This is a genomic window from Micrococcus sp. iso_26 (assembly GCF_056172975.1).
Genome location: NZ_CM149652.1, coordinates 2,419,107 through 2,435,695, shown reverse-complemented (window position 1 = coordinate 2,435,695; position 16,589 = coordinate 2,419,107). Strand labels below are relative to the sequence as shown.

General features: G+C 69.4%; 15 protein-coding genes. 9 read left to right on the top strand and 6 right to left on the bottom strand.

Annotated features, from left to right (window positions below; genetic code table 11):
- Nucleotides 1-10: 10 nt before the first annotated feature.
- From AC0VX0_RS11340 to AC0VX0_RS11330, 3 genes are all read right to left on the bottom strand, one after another.
- On the bottom strand, nt 11-712 hold the full coding sequence (locus AC0VX0_RS11340; protein ID WP_036334456.1) for a ZIP family metal transporter: 702 nt from the start codon (nt 710-712) through the stop codon (nt 11-13).
- A 307-nt stretch (nt 713-1,019) separates the two neighbouring features.
- On the bottom strand, nt 1,020-2,003 hold the full coding sequence (locus tag AC0VX0_RS11335) for a C-terminal binding protein (protein ID WP_144819769.1): 984 nt from the start codon (nt 2,001-2,003) through the stop codon (nt 1,020-1,022).
- 11 nt (nt 2,004-2,014) lie between these two features.
- Nucleotides 2,015-2,986 carry an Lrp/AsnC family transcriptional regulator gene (locus AC0VX0_RS11330; protein ID WP_144819768.1) on the bottom strand — a complete coding sequence of 324 codons (972 nt, stop codon included), beginning with the start codon at nt 2,984-2,986 and terminating at the stop codon, nt 2,015-2,017.
- 248 nt (nt 2,987-3,234) lie between these two features.
- Here AC0VX0_RS11330 and AC0VX0_RS11325 point away from each other — a divergent pair, with 248 nt between their 5' ends.
- Genes AC0VX0_RS11325 through AC0VX0_RS11310 form a run of 4 tightly spaced genes read left to right on the top strand, consistent with a single transcriptional unit; the run spans nt 3,235 to nt 9,575 of the window.
- Nucleotides 3,235-4,587: an MFS transporter gene (locus AC0VX0_RS11325; RefSeq protein WP_144819767.1), complete on the top strand. Its 1,353-nt coding sequence runs from the start codon at nt 3,235-3,237 to the stop codon at nt 4,585-4,587.
- A gap of 18 nt (nt 4,588-4,605) precedes the next feature.
- Complete coding sequence (locus AC0VX0_RS11320; RefSeq protein ID WP_101967780.1) at nt 4,606-6,294, top strand: amidohydrolase; 1,689 nt, start codon at nt 4,606-4,608, stop codon at nt 6,292-6,294.
- Nucleotides 6,295-6,327: 33 nt separating this feature from the next.
- A complete protein-coding gene (locus tag AC0VX0_RS11315; protein WP_377635910.1) occupies nt 6,328-7,995 on the top strand; it encodes a thiamine pyrophosphate-binding protein in 1,668 nt (555 codons plus the stop codon).
- Nucleotides 7,992-9,575 carry a zinc-binding metallopeptidase family protein gene (locus AC0VX0_RS11310; RefSeq protein ID WP_144819765.1) on the top strand — a complete coding sequence of 528 codons (1,584 nt, stop codon included), beginning with the start codon at nt 7,992-7,994 and terminating at the stop codon, nt 9,573-9,575. The genes AC0VX0_RS11315 and AC0VX0_RS11310 overlap by 4 nt, the downstream gene beginning before the upstream one ends.
- A gap of 186 nt (nt 9,576-9,761) precedes the next feature.
- Here the strand turns inward: AC0VX0_RS11310 and trpB are convergent, their stop codons facing one another.
- Nucleotides 9,762-11,063, bottom strand: coding sequence for a tryptophan synthase subunit beta (gene trpB, locus AC0VX0_RS11305; protein ID WP_210411800.1), 1,302 nt, complete (start codon nt 11,061-11,063; stop codon nt 9,762-9,764).
- Nucleotides 11,064-11,311: 248 nt separating this feature from the next.
- On the opposite strand from trpB, the gene AC0VX0_RS11300 reads away from it, so the two are divergent.
- From AC0VX0_RS11300 to AC0VX0_RS11290, 3 genes are all read left to right on the top strand, one after another.
- Nucleotides 11,312-11,887: a hypothetical protein gene (locus AC0VX0_RS11300; protein ID WP_336647040.1), complete on the top strand. Its 576-nt coding sequence runs from the start codon at nt 11,312-11,314 to the stop codon at nt 11,885-11,887.
- Between the two features lie 92 nt (nt 11,888-11,979).
- Nucleotides 11,980-12,543 carry a GNAT family N-acetyltransferase gene (locus tag AC0VX0_RS11295; RefSeq protein WP_002855483.1) on the top strand — a complete coding sequence of 188 codons (564 nt, stop codon included), beginning with the start codon at nt 11,980-11,982 and terminating at the stop codon, nt 12,541-12,543.
- A 17-nt stretch (nt 12,544-12,560) separates the two neighbouring features.
- The gene (locus AC0VX0_RS11290; RefSeq protein ID WP_336647041.1) at nt 12,561-13,592 is read left to right on the top strand and encodes a DMT family transporter; all 1,032 of its coding nucleotides are present in this window, start codon (nt 12,561-12,563) and stop codon (nt 13,590-13,592) included.
- Between the two features lie 39 nt (nt 13,593-13,631).
- Here the strand turns inward: AC0VX0_RS11290 and AC0VX0_RS11285 are convergent, their stop codons facing one another.
- Entirely contained in the window at nt 13,632-14,867 is a 1,236-nt protein-coding gene (locus tag AC0VX0_RS11285) for an MFS transporter (RefSeq protein ID WP_377635912.1), read from the bottom strand.
- Between the two features lie 24 nt (nt 14,868-14,891).
- Here AC0VX0_RS11285 and AC0VX0_RS11280 point away from each other — a divergent pair, with 24 nt between their 5' ends.
- Nucleotides 14,892-15,401, top strand: coding sequence for a MarR family winged helix-turn-helix transcriptional regulator (locus AC0VX0_RS11280; RefSeq protein ID WP_041104137.1), 510 nt, complete (start codon nt 14,892-14,894; stop codon nt 15,399-15,401).
- A 15-nt stretch (nt 15,402-15,416) separates the two neighbouring features.
- Here the strand turns inward: AC0VX0_RS11280 and AC0VX0_RS11275 are convergent, their stop codons facing one another.
- Nucleotides 15,417-16,235, bottom strand: a complete 819-nt coding sequence (locus tag AC0VX0_RS11275; protein WP_041104135.1) for a spermidine synthase — start codon at nt 16,233-16,235, stop codon at nt 15,417-15,419.
- Between the two features lie 35 nt (nt 16,236-16,270).
- Here AC0VX0_RS11275 and AC0VX0_RS11270 point away from each other — a divergent pair, with 35 nt between their 5' ends.
- On the top strand, nt 16,271-16,525 hold the full coding sequence (locus AC0VX0_RS11270; protein WP_020624868.1) for a glutaredoxin family protein: 255 nt from the start codon (nt 16,271-16,273) through the stop codon (nt 16,523-16,525).
- Nucleotides 16,526-16,589: the final 64 nt, after the last annotated feature.

The window sequence follows — 16,589 nt, the reverse complement described above, 5'->3', positions numbered from 1 at the left end:
TCTCGCCCCCTCACACCACCAGGGACAGGAACGCGCCGAGCGCGAAGCCGACCACGGTGAGGAGCCCGGCCCTCTCCCCGCCCTTCTCGCGGGCCTCGGGGATCATCGTGTCGATCAGCATGACCAGCAGGGCGCCGGCCGCGAAGCCCTGGATGCCGCCGGTCAGGGCGGGGGAGGCGACGTCGGCGATCAGCCCGCCGCCCCACGTCGCCAGAGCGCAGACCACCGCCACGAGCGACCACTGGATCAGCAGGTGGCGCCGCGTCTTGCCGCCGTCGAGGGAGTCGGCCGTGGCGGCGATGGACTCGGGCAGGTTGGACATGAAGATCGCCACGAGCAGCGCGAGGGACACGCCCTCGCCCGCGGCCAGCCCGATGCCCAGCACGATCTGTTCCGGGATGCCGTCCAGCAGCGCGCCCACGGTCAGCGCCGCGCCCGAGGACGAGCCGCCGGACCTCGCGGCGGAGCGCTCCACTGCACGATCTCCGAGGAAGTAGGCGGCCGCGCCGAGCGTCAGCCCGATGCCGACGGCGGCAGGTCCGGCCGCCTGCACGCCCGCCTCCGCGAGCTCGAAGGACACGGACGCGATCAGGGCGCCGGCGCCGAAGGCGAGCACGAGTCCGATCGTGCCCATGTGCCAGCGGCGCAGGGTCGCCAGGACGGCGCCCACGAGCAGGGAGGACGCGGCGACTGCGCCCCACATCAGGGTCATCACGGCAGCCAGGCTACGCGCTGACCGGGGACGACGCCGGGCCGCCGCCTCAGCTCAGCGCACGACCTCGTCCGCCTCGCCCGTGAGACCGAGCTTCTCGGCCACGTAGTCCACGTCCTTGTCCCCGCGGCCGGAGAGGTTGACGAGGATCCGCTCGTCCCGAGTTCGAAGCGAGGTGCTGCGCTACCCAGCACGACAACCAGGCCCTGGTTTAAATCACATGACGAGTGCCTTCACCACGCCCAGAGCGGCTCAGGATCCGGTATCGCCCGTCCCCGCCTGCGGAGACGCAATATCCATGAGGTTCTCAGGTGAGGGGGGAGAGTTCCCTGACGGGTGTTTCGGGGCGGCCGGTCTTGCTCCAGGCCAGCACATTGCGGGCCTGGATCATGGGGTACTCGACGAACGTGCGATCGGAGAGAAAGCCGATGTGTGGAGTGACGACGACCCGGGGGTGACGCACCAACGGGTGGTCCGGTCCGGCAGGCTCCTCCGAGAGCACGTCGAGGGCGGCACCGCGCACGCGACCTGATCTCAGACTGCGCAGCAGGGCGTCTTCATCAATCAATTCCCCCCTGGAGACATTGACCACGACGGCCTGGTCCGGGAGCAGATCCAGCATGGCTTCGTCGAGGAAGTGGCGGGTGTCTTGGGTCAGTGGCATGTGCAACGAGAGCACGTCTGCTTGGGCGAGAACCTCTTCCACACCAGCAAGTTCAATGCCGGCCGCTCTCTCCTTGTCCGTCAGCTCTGTGACTAAGGGATCGTAGGCCAGAACTTTGTCGAACACTGCGGCAGCCAGTGCACCGAACGCCCTGCCAATCTTGCCGTAACCCAGTACACCCACACGGGTTTCGTGCAGGCCCTTGGGAAGGGCCGAGGACAGCAGGCTCCACTGACCCTGGCGCACGCCCGATCCGAAGGAGGAAACCTGCCGACAGAGGTTCAACGCCAGGGCCAAGGCGTGGGCCGCTACCTCTCGAGTGGCGACACCGGGGACGTTGGCCACCCAGACTCGCGAGTCAGTGGCGGCGTCGACATCGACGTTGTCTACGCCCATCGACAGCAAGGCGATGATCTTGAGCCTGGGCAGCGCGCGGATGAGATCTGCGTCGATGCGTGCGTAACCGACCATCAGGGCGTCGGCGTCCTGAGCGCCCTCGAGTATCTCTCGGCTGTCTCTGGTCCCCAGCACGCGCACGGTCCAGCCATGGCTTTCCAGCAGTTGACGTCCGGGGGTGATATCGAGTTCGTCGTAATCGGTGTACACGGCAATGGGTGATGCCTTCATGCGTGATCCTTTCAACGGGTTGGGTGATTCGCCGCGGCTGGTTTCCCGCTCGGCAGCGGAGGGTGAGATTCCGCATTGACGCCGGAGGTGAAATAGGTCCGCCGTGCGTAGTCCTCCTTGACGGAGCGCAGGTGAAACCAGGAGTGGAGTTCCGCAACGCCCCTGAGTTCCCTGATCGAGTCCAGGGCTCGGTCGATGTCCCGCGGCGTGGACCCGCGCACGGTGACGAGGGCGTCGAAGCGGCCCACGGTGGCCGCGGCGAACTCCACGTCCGTGGACTCAGCAATGCGGTGCAATGTGTCCAGGGTGTCCCCTCGCAAACTCAGCCCGACACCGGCGGTGACGATTCCTCCGCTGTATCCACGCTGTTGAACCACGAAGATTTGAGCGATGCCAGCCTCCAGTATGCGATGGGCCCGGTTACGCACCACCGAGGGTGATCTATCCACTCGCTCAGAGAGCTCTTTCCAACTCAACCGCCCGTTTTGTTCCAGATGGGCCAGGAGTTGACGGTCGATGTCATCGATATCCATGGTCTCGAAGGAGCGGTGCTCGATGTTGCCCTTGACAATGTCGGTATAAATCGCGGTGTTAACGCGGATGACCTGGGGGTTACCACGTAACCGCGTCAGTAGGTGCTGCATCTCTACCTGGTCGTGTACTCGTACTTCGGCGATGAAGTCGAACTCGCCGGCCGTGACCGAGACCAGAACGCACTCCTCCCAGGCCGCAACCATGGCAGCGATGTCCTGCACGGGCCCGCTGGTGGACACCGAAAGGTGGCCGATGAAGTCCAACCCCATGAATGCCGGATGCACCGTCGCGACTACCCGCACCACCTGGGAGGCCAGCAACCGCCGCAGTCGTTGCGCCACCACGGAGCGTGGCATGAGCAGTCGGTCTGCCAGCTTGACCGCGCTGGCGCGTGGATCCTCCCGGAGGGCACTGATGAGCTGCTCGTCGAGCTTGTCGAACGGGTCCATGACATCCTCAGAACAATCGGTACGGGCTTCGATCAGAGCTGATGCTAAACCCCCACATCTCCCACTGAACCGTCGTCGCAGTGCATTCAAGGGCCAACAGAACAGTGGAATCGGTTCGAGTCTGCAGTAGATCTGGTTCGCCAAGTGATGAATCTCACTATACGCTGTCGGTCACCTCACATCCCCAACGCAAGTGCCTACCCCAGGCGGTGGGCGCCCGTGCGGCTCAGAAGTCAGGCGGTCTACGCATGAGCACCTCACCGAACCCCAGGCAGCAGTTCACCCACAAGAAGGCGGTACGCGCCGGGATGGCCTCGTTCATGGGGACGACCATTGAGTTCTACGACTTTTATGTCTACGCCACGGCCGCTGCCATTGTCTTCGGTCCCTTGTTCTTCCCGGACGCCGATCCCATCCTCGGGGTGCTCTACTCCTTCGCTACTTATGCCGTCGGATTCTTCTTCCGCCCCCTGGGAGCCGTCCTCTTTGGCCACATCGGTGACCGTCATGGTCGCCGGGTCTCGCTGGTGCTGACCCTCGTGCTGATGGGGGTGGCCACCACCCTGGTTGGGCTGCTGCCGACGTATGAAACGGCGGGCGCCCTCGCCCCGGTGTTGCTGATCATCCTGCGCGCCATGCAGGGCCTGGCGGTCGGTGGGGAATGGGGCGGGGCCGTGCTGATGTCCACGGAGAGCGCCCCGGAGAAGTTCAAGGGCTTCTATGGGGCCTTTCCCCAGCTCGGCAACCCGATGGGGGCCCTGCTGGCCTCGCTGATCTTCTCGGCGCTGACCGTCAATGGCAATGAGTTCCTGCTGAACGGTGGTTGGCGGATCCCGTTCTTGCTCTCGGTGGTGCTGATCGGCATCGGGTTCTGGGTCCGTTACCGCGTGGAGGAAACACCGGTCTTCCAGGAGGAGGCCGCTGTCGATCCGGCCGCCCATCGTGAACTGCCGCTGAAGCTGGCCATCCGGCGCAATTGGAAGGCAATGCTGCTGGGCATGGGCTTGATCCCGGTGTCCACCGGCGGGTACTACATCGTCACCACCTTCGCCACCTCGTACGGCACCGAGCCAGCCTTCGGCATCGGCATCTCCGAGCACTTGATGCTCAACATCCTGTCCGTGGCAGCCCTGGGCGAGCTCGTCTCGACGTTGTTCATCGGAGTCATGGCCGACCGTATTGGCCGCAAGAAGACGATGGTCGCTGCACTGGTGCTGACCTCCGTGCTGGTGATGCCGATGTTCCTCAGCATGTCCCCGGAGAATCCGCTGCTGATGTTCGTACTGTTCACGGCCTTCCGGATCGCGATGAACGGCACTTGGGCTCCCCTGGCGTCGATCATGTCCCAGATGTTTGACGCCGAATCGCGGCAGAGTGCGCTTTCCGTCTCCTACGGCTTGGGCAACGCGATTTGGGCTGGTCTGTCACCCGTCGTGGCCACGGCCCTGTTCGCAGCGACTGGGACCATCTGGTCGGTGATCCTGCTGTACATGGGCATGGCCACGCTGAGCATGGTGTGCCTGGTGCTCGCCCCCCAGATCCGCGACAACGTCTTCGACGTCGACCACGAGACCCCGGCCGCTGCGACCGTCGCGCGCTGAGACACGAAAGGACACGGCTTGCGCAAGATCAACACCTTGGACGCTCCCCCCACCGACTACCGCCCCACCCTGGTCACCGCCTCTACTATCCACGCTGTCGACCCTGCGTTCGCCGACACGCGGCCGACCGCGTTGTTGCTGGCCGGCGATCGCATCGTGGCAGTGGGTACTGAACAGCACTGCCGCGAGGTCAATGAGGGCAAGGGGCTGCCCGCCCCCCGAGTCCTGGATTTCGGCGCGAGCACGCTGATTCCGGGTTTCATCGATCCCCATGCTCATCCTTTGATGCACGGGCAGATGAAGACCTGGGTAGACTGCGGGCCCGCCCAAGCGGCATCGATACCGGAGATCGTCCAGCAGCTGCGCCGGCGCGCTGATCAGGCCGCCGGCAACGGGCCGATCCGCGGCTACGGCTATGAACACCGCAACCTCGTCGAGCGGCGCCACCCCACTCGGCATGAACTGGACCAGGTTGCCACGGACCGTGAGGTGTATCTGATGAACGCCTCCGGCCATGGCGGCGTGGTCAACACCTTCACCCTGAACAAGTACGGCATCACCCGGGACACCCCCAATCCCCCGGGCGGGGAGTTCTTCCGCGACGAGGCCGGGGAGCTGACCGGCGAGCTCTCCGATGCCGCCTGCAACATCCTCACCGGAGTGGAGGGCGTCAAGGTCGGCAACCACGGTCCTAACCTGCACCTGGGCGACAGTCTCGAAGACCACATCCAACAACTGGCGCTGGCCCAGCAGTCCTTCGCTGCCGGAGGCGTGACCACTGTCGGCGACGCTCAGGTCACACGTCGTGAGTTCGACATGTACCTGCACCTGGCCGAGCGGGGGGAACTGAAAATCCGCTACGCCATGTACCTGCTGTCCTCCCTCCTGGAGGAGGGACTCGAGATCGGCATGCGCGGGGCCTTCGGCAACAGCATGCTCTCCTTCGCGGGGTTCAAGTTCTACGCAGACGGCACCCTGGGTGGGTGGACCGCCTACTTCCCGGACGGGTACGTGGGCGACCCTTGCCGCACCGGCATGCTCTACCACGAGCCGGCCGAGTACGCCGAGCTCGTCGGCAGAGCCCATCGCGCCGGGCTGCAAACCGCCACTCATGCACAGTCGCCCGATGCGATCGAGATGGTGATCAGCACGATCGAGCAGGTTCAGAGGGATCACCCGCGCGAGGACTGTCGGCACCGCATCGAACACTGTGGACTGCCCACCCCCGAGCAAATCACCCGGATGGCCGCCGCCGGCATCCTGCCGGTGAACCAACCTCAGCACTATTACAACTGGGGATCCGGTGTCACCGACGCGATTGGCACCCCAGGGGAGAGGTTCAACCCGCTCGGGGAATTCGTCGACGCCGGTGTCCCGGTCACGCTCAGCTCAGACGCCCCCGTTGCCGATCCGTTGCCACTGCAGGCCGTCCAAACTGCGGTCACCCGAACTACTGCCCGTGGCGACCGGCTCGGTCCGGACACGTTACGAATCAGCGCCGAGCGCGCCCTGCAGGCCCACACCCTCGCCGGTGCGCGCGTCCTGGGGCGGGAAAGTGATCTGGGCAGCCTCACCCCGGGCAAGCGCGCTGACTTCGTGGTGCTCGGCGCTGACCCACTGGCCGTGGACGCCGCGACCATCCAGGACATCCCGGTGTTGTCGACGTGGGTGGGCGGGGTTTCCGTCTACATCGCGGACAACGCCTGAGCAAGTAGAGCGCCCAAGGAACCAAGGAACATCATGATTAACTCCGCCACGACCGACAGTGCCATGACAGAGACCACGTGCCAGAACAATGTGGCCCTCGCCGTACTGACCACCCTGCGCAACTACGGAATCGACACTGTCTTCGGCATCCCCGGAACGCACAATCTGGAGCTGTACCGGGCCCTGCCCCGGCTGGGCATTCGCGCGGTGACGAACCGTCATGAGCAAGGCAGTGGGTACGGAGCTGACGGCTGGTCACTGCAGACCGGCCTTCCCGGTGTGGTGATCACGACCTCAGGGCCGGGTTTGCTGAACGCGTTGTCTTCTGTGGCCACCGCATATGCTGAGTCCCGACCGATGATCGTGCTCACCCCCGGACCCTCGCTCGGGGAAGAGTTCGCGGACATGGGTGCCCTGCATGAGACCAAGGACTCTCAAGCCGCAGCTGAGGCCGTCGCCGAGTGGTCCCGCCGGGTGTCCAGCGCTCCGGAGGCGGTGCGGGCCGTGCACGAGGCCTTCGAGCTGTTCCGCACTGGTCGGCCCCGTCCGGTGGTCATCGAGATCCCCCTCGATGTCCTCGAGGCCCCCATTGACCTCGGCCAGCTCGACTTGGGGGCGCGTCCATTGCCCGCTGCCCGGCGCGCACCTGAGGACCAGGTCCAGGAGGCGGCGCGCCTGCTCAGCTCGGCCACCAGCCCTGTGATCGTCTACGGCGGCGGGTCCCTGGGCGCCGGACACCGATTGGTCACGCTTGCGGAACTGGCCGACGCCCCCGTGGTGACCACGCTCAACGGGCGCGCTGCCATCCCTGAGACGCACCCGTTGTCCCTGGGCGCCGCGCTCAGGTTGAAGACAGCCCAGGCCGTGGTGAATGCCGCGGACGTGCTGATCGTGGTCGGGTCCAAGGTCGGCGAGGCGGAACTGTGGTGGGGGCCCCTGTCGCCCTCGGGCGTGGCGGTGCGCATCGACCGCCTGCAGTCCCAGCTGCACAAGAATCTTCCAGCCCAAGTGGGCATTGCCGCAGACGCCGAGGCTGTTGTCGACCAACTCATAGAGGCGTTGACGCCGCTTGATCGAAAGGAGCGGAGAGTTAGTGGCGCCCGGCGCGCCGCCGAGGTGCGCACGGCCATTGAGGCCGAGTCCAGGGACTGGAGTCCGGCCGTGGTCGCAGTCTCCGAAGCCATCGCTGCGGCACTGCCGGATGATGTCATCCTCGGGGCGGACTCATCACAGATCTGCTACTACGGCACGGCGAACCATATTCCGCTGGCTCGGCGGAACTCCTACCTGTACATGGCAACCTACGCCACGCTGGGGTATGGGCTGCCGGCCTCGATAGGGGCGGGCATCGCCGACGATTCCCGCCCGGTCGTTTGCGTCGTCGGAGACGGCGCGCTCATGTTCTCCATTCAGGAGCTCGTCACCGCTGTCGAACAGCGGCTTGACCTCGTTGTCGTCGTGGTAGACAACGGCGGATATAAGGAGATCGAGGAGAACGAGGCTTCCGTCGGCATCGCCCCGATCGGGGTCCGCCTCACCCAGCCCGATTGGGCCGCGCTAGCTCAGGCATTCGGGGCCACGGGTCGTCGTATCGCGAGTCCCGGGGAACTCGAACCAGCCGTGGCCGCGGCGGTCTCCGCTGGCGGCGTTCAGCTCGTGCACGTGCCGCTGGCCCTGTTCTCTGAGGAGGCCACCCGATGAGCATCCTCACATTCCAGGCCAAGCAGACCGCCCGGCAGTGGATCGACGATCACTTCACCGAGCTCTCCACCTGGCATCAGCACATCTGGAACCTGGCCGAGCCAGCTTGGCGTGAGTTCGAATCCGCCGCCTGGTATGTGGACCTGTTGACCTCTTACGGGTTCACCGTGGAGTCCGGCTCGGCGGGTATGCCCACCGCGTTCTGCGCGGAATGGACCCACGGCGAGGGGCCCACGCTGTTGACCTATGCCGAGTACGACGCGGTCCCGGGGAACTGCCAAGCACCCGACACCCGGGCCGCCGCCCGGGAGGGGCTGGACACACATGCGCCTGGGCACACGGACCCGCATTCGGTGCTTGGGATCTCTACCCTCGCCGGGCTCTTGGCCACCCAGCACGCCATGCGCCAGCACGACATCCCCGGCACGCTGCGGTACACAGGTGAACCGGCCGAGAAGATGCACGGGTCCAAGGTCGTTCACGGGCTGCGCGGCTACTACGAAAACGTGGACGCGATCGTCAGCTTCCATCCCTTCTACATGCTGCCTCTGTGCAACACGGCCCGCTGGGACACCCAGTGCGGTGCGTATTACTCGAAGGTATACGAGTTCGTCTGCGAGGAGCCCGAGACCTGGCAGACGAGTGGTAGCCCGGAGTCCCCCATCCCCGCCTCGCACTCGGCCGCCCGTGCCCCCGGGGCCAACGTTGCCCTGATGCAGATGTATTCGGCCTCCCGGATCATGCAGGACGCCATGCTGCCCAGCTTCGGCGGCTGGAGTCTCTCGGACGCCATCCTGGCCTCAGGCCAGGCCACCGCCGACAACCTGCCCGCCCGTGTGGCCCGCATCCAATACTCATGGCGCACACCGGACATCGACATGGCCGAGCACATCCTGCAGGTGCTCGACCGCAACGCCGAGCATGCCGCCGCGATGGCACACTGCCGGGTCGACGAGACGTGGGTGGCCCGGTCTCGGCCCGGGCTGACCAATCACGCGCTCGCCCAGGCCCTGTACGCCAATCTCGAAGAAGTCGGTGCCCCCCAGTACGGTCCGGATGCGGTTGCCGTTGCGCAGTCCATCCAGCGCGAACTGGGCCTGGCGCCGATGGACCGGCCCTTCCTGGAGGAATGCCAATCGCTCATCACCCCGCAGGACGCCGAACGGGGCCTGCGCGAGCACCTGGCACCCTGGCAGTTGAACTGGACCAGCGACGACTACGTGGAGATGACCCACTATGCCCCGACCGTGCGCTTCTACATCTCGCGTCCGGCCCTGAAGCAGGCCCAGGGGGAAGCTCCCTACCCGGCTTGGGTGATGAACGCCCTGGGCGGCATCCCGGCCACCATCGATCCGACCATCGACGTGGCGGGCAAGACCATCAGCGGGACCTTCATCGATCTGCTGACCGACCCTTCTCTGTTGAGTGACGCCGCCGAGGAGTTCGCCCGCCGCAAGGCAGGGCGAGGTTGCGCACCGCTACTGCCGGCCAGCTTCGAACCGCCCATCAATGTCCTGTGGCCCGAGTACGTCCGGGACCGGGAGGGGCAGCGTCGGTGGCTTGGCACTGCGGACGTGTGAGCTTCCACCCGTACCCGTCGTGCAGTCCGGGCTGACCCGTCGACTAGAGGGTCACCATGTCTAGACCACGCGACGGCGCATGCCGCGTGAGGCTGGCTGTCGCCGAGACATGCACCAGCGTCTCGTTGGCACCTCGCGGGCGGCGGCGTCATGGCGCCAGGCTAGCCATGACGCCGCCGCCCCAGCTCACCGCACGACCTCGTCCGCCTCGCCCGTGAGCCCGAGCTTCTCGGCCACGTAGTCCACGTCCTTGTCCCCGCGGCCGGAGAGGTTGACCAGGATCCGCTCGTCCCGGCCCATCTGCGGGGCGAGGCGGATCGCGTGCGCCACGGCGTGCGCGGACTCGAGCGCGGGGATGACGCCCTCGAGCCTCGTGAGTCGCTGGAACGCGTCGAGCACGGCCGCGTCGTCCTCGGCCACGTACCGGACACGGCCCAGGCGCGCGAAGTGGGCGTGCTGCGGGCCGACGCCCGGGTAGTCCAGACCCGAGGCGATCGAGTGCACGGGGTCCGGGGTGCCGTCGTCGTCGGCGAGGACAAGGGTGGCCATGCCGTGGAGGACGCCGTCGCGGCCCTGGGTCATGGTCATCGCGTGCTCGCCCTTGGTCGCGGAGCGGCCGCCGGGCTCGACGCCCACGAGCGCGACGTCGGCGTCGTCGAGGAACGCGGTGAACGCGCCCATCGCGTTGGAGCCGCCGCCCACCGCGGCGACGACGGCGCTCGGCAGCGCCCCGAACCGCTCCTGGAATTGGGCGCGGGCCTCGCGGCCGACCACGGACTGGAAGTCGCGGATCATCGTGGGGAACGGGTGCGGGCCCACCACGGAGCCGATCGCGAACAGGTACTTCTCCGGGTCCGCCGCGTACACCTCGAACGCCGAGTCCACGGCCTCCTTCAGGGAGCGGCCCTCGCGCTCCACCGAGACCACCTTCGTGCCGAGCAGGCGCATGCGCACCACGTTGGGGTGCTGCTTGGCCACGTCGATCGCACCCATGTGGATCTCGCAGTCGAGGCCGACCATCGCGGCCGCCGTCGCCAGGGCCACGCCGTGCTGGCCGGCGCCGGTCTCCGCGATCAGGCTGCGCTTGCCCATGCGCTTGGCGAGCAGCGCCTCGCCGATCGTGTGGTTGATCTTGTGGGCGCCCGTGTGGTTCAGGTCCTCGCGCTTGAGCACGATCCGTGCGCCGCCGAGCTCGTCGGAGAGGCGGTCCAGCGGGGTCAGGGGGGAGGGGCGCCCGACGGCGTCGCGCAGCAGGCGTCGGTATTCGGCGTAGAACTCGGGGTCCTGGCGCGCCTCGGCGTACGCGCGGGCGACCTCGGCCATGGGGCCGGCCAGCTGCGGGGGCAGGTGGGCGCCGCCATACTGGCCGAACATGCCGTCCGCGGAGACGTCCAGGTCCGGGGTGGTGACGAGGTCGCAGGCCTCGGCGAGGGTGCGGGGCTCGGGGGCGCCTCTCAGGGCGTTGTCCTCGGGGTTGCGGTGGGTCATCGGGGGTCCTCCTGGGATGGGGCCCGCCGGAGCCGCTCATGACGGAGCCGCCCGGCAGGCGAGCGGCTCGTCGTGTCAGATGCGCATGACCGGGGCCGCCCTCAGGCGGTCCACCACTGCTGCGCGTGCATCTGCATGGGGCCAGCGTACTGCACGTCGGGGCAGGCGTGAGTCTCACCATGTGGCTACAAATCTCATAATGTGGACGCGGCTCCCCATCTCAGTGAATCGCGATTCACCCTGGATCCATGACCGTCACCACCGTCGACACCCCGTCCCTGACCGCCGAGGCCACTGCCGTGCTCGCCGCCACGCCGGGCATGCGGTACGCCGAGTTCCTCACCGCCGCCCCCGCAGTGCCCGGCATCGTGGCCGTGGTGGCCGAGGAGTCAGCCCGTGCCGCCCTGGGCCTCACCCCCGCCGCCGGTGACGTCCTCGCCGTCGACGTGGCCGACGAGAGCCTGCAGTGCCGCGAGGTGCGCGCCGCCTTCCAGTCCGGTCGTACCGGTGTCTCACCGCTGCGCCAGGGCCTGGCCGCGCTGCTCAGGGACGTGCTCGCCCTGGATGTGGAGCGCACCAGCCCGGGTGCGGCGGGGGAGGGTTTCGCCCTGACTCCGGAGTCCGAGGAGACGCTCACGGCGTGGATGCGGGAGCACCTGACGCTGCGCGCCTGGGTCGCCCAGGACGCCTCCGCCCTCGAGGGGGTCGCCCGAGAGGTGGCCGCCGATCTCGCCCCGGCCCTGCAGCCGGGCGCCCTGGCGGCCCCCGTGGCGCAGCGGGTCGCGGCCATGAGGGCCTCCGCCCGCCGTTCCGCCACGCTCTGAGCCGGCCGGGCGCCGGAGGCGACGCCCTCGTCCGTGGCGCTCGGTCTCGTCGCGCCGGGAGATCACCCCGAGTCCGCTGACAGGATGGGTGCATGAAGCACGAGATCGTCCTCACCCGCGGGGACCTCACCCTGCGCCCCCTCGCCCCCGAGGACGGCCCCGCCCTGCGTGAGCTCGTCGACGCGGCCATGTGGGCGGGGAACAGCGCGCCCCTGCCGGTGGACGGCGCGGCCATGTCCGCACACCTCGCCGAGCTGATCGAGCGGGAGGGCACCTTCGCGTTCGCCGTCGAGCAGGGCGGGGAGCTGGTGGGGCGCACGAGCCTCTATGACCTGGTACCGGGGCTGCGGGTGGAGGTGGGGCACACGGTCTACGCCCGTCGGGTGTGGGGCACCTCCGTGAACCCCGGCTGCAAGCTGCTGCTGTTCGGGCACGCGTTCGAGAAATGGGCGCTGGAGCGGGTGGCCCTGCGCTGCGACCACCGCAACGCCCGTTCACACGCCGCCATCGCCCGCCTGGGGGCGACGTTCGAGGGCACTCTGCGCCGCTTCCGCCCGGCGGCGGACGGCACGATCGCCGACGTCGACTACTTCAGCGTGGTGCGCGAGGAGTGGCCCACGGTGCGCGGCGGGCTCGAGGCGCGCCTGGCCGCCTAGAGGTGTACAACGGGGGGATGCCACCCGAACCCTCTGCCCCGTCCGCCGAGCGCGGACCCGCCCGCCCCCGCCCGGCCGACGTCGCCGCCCGCCCGGACGCCCCTTCCCCGCGGGCGACCGCCCTGCTGTTCACGCTCGCGGTGGCCGCCGGCTCCGTGATGCCGCTGCAGGGCCGCATCAACTCCCGCCTCGCCCACCTGACGGGCGACCCCGTCCTCGCCGCCCTGTGCTCCTTCGCGGTGGGCCTGGTCGTCATGGTGCTCGTGAGCGTGCTGACGCCGCGGGGCCGCCGGGGCCTGGCCCGCATCCGCCCGGCCCTGGCCGCGGGGTCCGTGCGCCCGTGGTACGCGGTGGCGGGCGTGATCGGCGGGCTCCTCGTGCTCACCCAGTCCGCGACGATCGGTCCCCTCGGCGTGGCCGTGTTCACGGTCGCCGTGGTCACCGGGCAGGTGGTCGGCGGGATGGTCGTGGACCGGCTCGGGCTCAGCCCCGCCGGGGTGCAGCGCCTGACGCCGCGGCGCCTCACGGGGGCGGTGCTCGCCCTGGCCGCGGTCGCCCTCGTGGTGTGGCCCAAGCTCGGCGAGGCCGGCGGCGGGCCCGGCTGGGCGCTGCTGGCCCTGCTGCCCCTGCTGGCCGGCCTGGCCACCGCCGGGCAGCAGGTGTTCAACGCCCGTCAGACCACGGCCTACGGCACCGCCATCCCGGCGACCCTGGTCAACTTCACCGCCGGCGTCCTCTTCCTCGGGGTCGTGTGGGGCGGGATCGTCCTGGCCTCCGGCCACGGCATGCCCGCGCTGCCGCACGACTGGCGGCTCTACCTCGGCGGCCCGCTGGGGTGCGTGTTCATCGGGGTGGGCGCCATGGTCGTCCCGCGCCTGGGCGTCTTCGCCGCCACCCTCGGCCTGGTCTCGGGCAACCTCCTGGGCTCCCTCGTGGTGGACCTGGTGGCCCCCACCGACGGATCCACGGTCACCACGACGACGGTGCTGGGCACCCTGGGCGCCCTCGCCGCCGTCGCGCTCGCGTCCTGGCCTGCGCGGCGCCGGTAGCGTCGCCCGCGGCGTCAAGCCGCCGTCACCGCGCGGGACTCAGGCGCGGGCCACGGTCCCTCGCCGCCCATGCCGGCGTCCGTGCATCACGAAGTAGTACCCGGCGGTGATCACCAGCACACCCGCCAGGGCCGCGTACATGGCGCCGTAGCCGGCGGAGGCCACGAGCCCGCCGAGGATCACGGGGCCCAGGCCCAGCCCTACGTCCGCGAACAGCATGAGGGTGGAGATGCCGGCGCCGAGCTGGTGGGAGGGCACCGCGTTCACGGCGATCGCCTGGGCCGCGGGCATGAGCGTGCCGTAGCCGAGGCCGCTCAGTGCCCCGGCCAGCACCACCTGCCAGTCGCGCGTGGCGAAGGCCAGCACCAGGAGCGCGGCCGTGAAGCAGAGGAGGGCGGGGTAGACGACGGCGTCGTCCCCCCGGCGGTCCTGCAGGGTGCCCAGGGTGAGGCGCATGACGAGCATCGCCGCGGCGTAGGCCAGGAAGAAGAGGCCGGCGCCGGCCGTGAGCCCACGCTCCACCGAGTAGGCGTTCAGGTAGGTGAGGATCCCGGCGTAGCTCAGGCCCACCAGCAGCATGAAGCCGCTGATCGGCAGCACCGCCGGGTGCAGCACGGAGCGCAGGCGGAAGCCCACCGCGGGGGCGGGGTGCTCCAGGGGGACCTCGCCGGCGGCGCGCTCGCCGTCGACGCCCGCCGCGGCGGGCGCCTCGCGCACCAGCAGGCCCAGCACGAGGCTGACCACCGTGATCCCCAGAGTCGCCCGGAACAGCCACACGTAGCCGATGGAGCCGGCGAGGAAGAGCCCCAGGGCGGGGCCGATCGCGGTGGCCAGGGTGGTGCCCAGCGCGAGGTGGCCGGTGGCCTCCGCGCGTCGCCCGTCGGGGATGGCCGCCTGGGCCAGGGCCATGACGGCGGTGCTGGCGAAGGCGTAGCTGGCGCCGTGGAGCATGCGCACCGCCACCAGGGCCGGCAGCGAGGAGGCGACGAGGTAGAGCGTGCAGGACAGCGCGACGGCGACCAGGGCCACCACCAGGACGCGGCGCTTGCCGAAGCGGTCCACCACGTGGCCGGTGACCACGCGGCTGACGGTGGCGCCGATGACGAAGGCGCTCGAGGCCAGCCCCGCCCCGGCGTCCGAGGCGGCGAACTGCCGGACCGCGTACACGGCCATGGTGGTGACGAGGGCGTAGAACGCGAGGAACTGGAGGAAGGAGACCACCCAGGCGAGGACGAAGGTGGGGGAGGCGATGCGTTCCTGCTCGGCGATTTGCATGATGCAAAAGGTAGCATCGTTTGCATGATGCAATCATCTGAGGGGGCGTGGGTCGACCCGGTCGAAGGGATCATGTACGAGCACATGCTCCTGCTGCGGGTGGCCACGCAGGGGGTGGCCCCCTACGGCCGGTCGAGCGCGCTGGAGCGCAGCGCCACCGTGCTGCTCGCCCGCCTGGAGGCGGGCGGGGCCATGAGCATCGCCGAGCTGGCCGAGGCCTTCGACCTCGACGTCTCCACCGTCCACCGGCAGGTGGCCGCCGCCATGAAGGCCGGCCTCGTCGAGCGGGTGGCGGACCCCGACGGCGGCTCCGCCCGGCTGCACCGTCCCACGGAGGAGGGACGCGCCCGCCTCGCCGCGGAGCTGAGCTCCCGCGCGGACAACGTGGCGCAGATCGTCTCCTCCTGGCCCGCCGAGGACGTCGTCGAGTTCAGCAGGCTCCTGCGTCGTTTCAACGAGGGGGCGGAGGCGCGCCGGGGCCACCCGTGGCCCCGGCCGCAGACGGGCCCCGGTGCGGAGGACCCCCGGCTCTGAGCACCGCGCCCGCCCTCAGGCGCGACGGATGCGGGCGGCCAGCGCGGCCGATTCCGCCGGGTCCAGCACGGCCGCCGGATGCGGCCCCGCCGCGGCGAGGCGCTCCGTGCAGCCGGCCTCTCCCAGCGGCGCCCCCGCGGCCAGGACGACGTTGCCCCAGTCCAGTCGCTCCAGCATCCCCTGGTCCGCGAGCGTCCACGGGCCGGGCACCCCGGCCTCGGCGGCCGCCTTCTCGAGGGCGCCTAGCTCGGCGCCCAGGAAGCGCAGGCCGGCGTCGTCGCCGATGTTCACCAGCAGCACCCCGCCCGCCGTCAGCAGCTCGAGCAGCTCCCCGTAGAACACGGCGCCGCGCAGGTGCTCGGCGCCCTCCTCGCCGGTGCCGATGTCCAGCACGACGGCGTCGAACCGCTCCCCGTCCATCGCGAGGTCGACGGCGGCCAGGCGCGCGTCCGCGACCACGGAGACGAGGTCCGTGCCCGCCGGCAGGGGCAGCTCGGCGAGCACGAAGGACACGAGCTCCCGGTCCAGGTCGACCACCGTCTGCTCCGAGCCGGGCCGGGTCGCCTGGAGGTAGCGCGGCAGGGTCAGCGCGCCCGCGCCGAGGTGCAGGACCCGCACCGGCGCACCCGCCGGGGCGACGCCGTCGAGCACGTGGGCCATGCGGCGCAGGTACTCGTAGCGGATGCGAGCGGGGTCGGCCAGGTCCACGTGGGACTGGACGGCCCCGCCGATCTCCAGGACGAACCCGCCGAACTCGTCGGGGGCGATGCGGGCGTCCACGCCCGACGTGGACAGGTGGACGGTGCGGCCGGAGGGGGAGGGCTGGGCGGGCATGCCCCCAGCATCCCACCCCTCAGTACGCTGGACGGATGAGTCAGAACGTCCTCACCGTCTACGGCGCCGACTGGTGCCGAGACTGCCTGCGCACCAAGCGCCAGCTCGATGAGCTCGGCGTCGCCTACGACTATGTGGACCTCGTCGCCGACCCGGCCCAGGCCGATGCCGCCGAGCGGATCTCCGGCCGGAAGAACATCCCCGTGGTCGTGTTCCCCGACGGCGACCACCAGGTGGAGCCGACCAACGAGGAGACCGCGGCCAAGCTCACCGCGCTGGGCCTGATCTGAGGTCGGGGGCCGCTCCCGGCGCGAGCCCCGCCGGCGCTCTCGGCGGGTGCGCATCGGGGTCTAC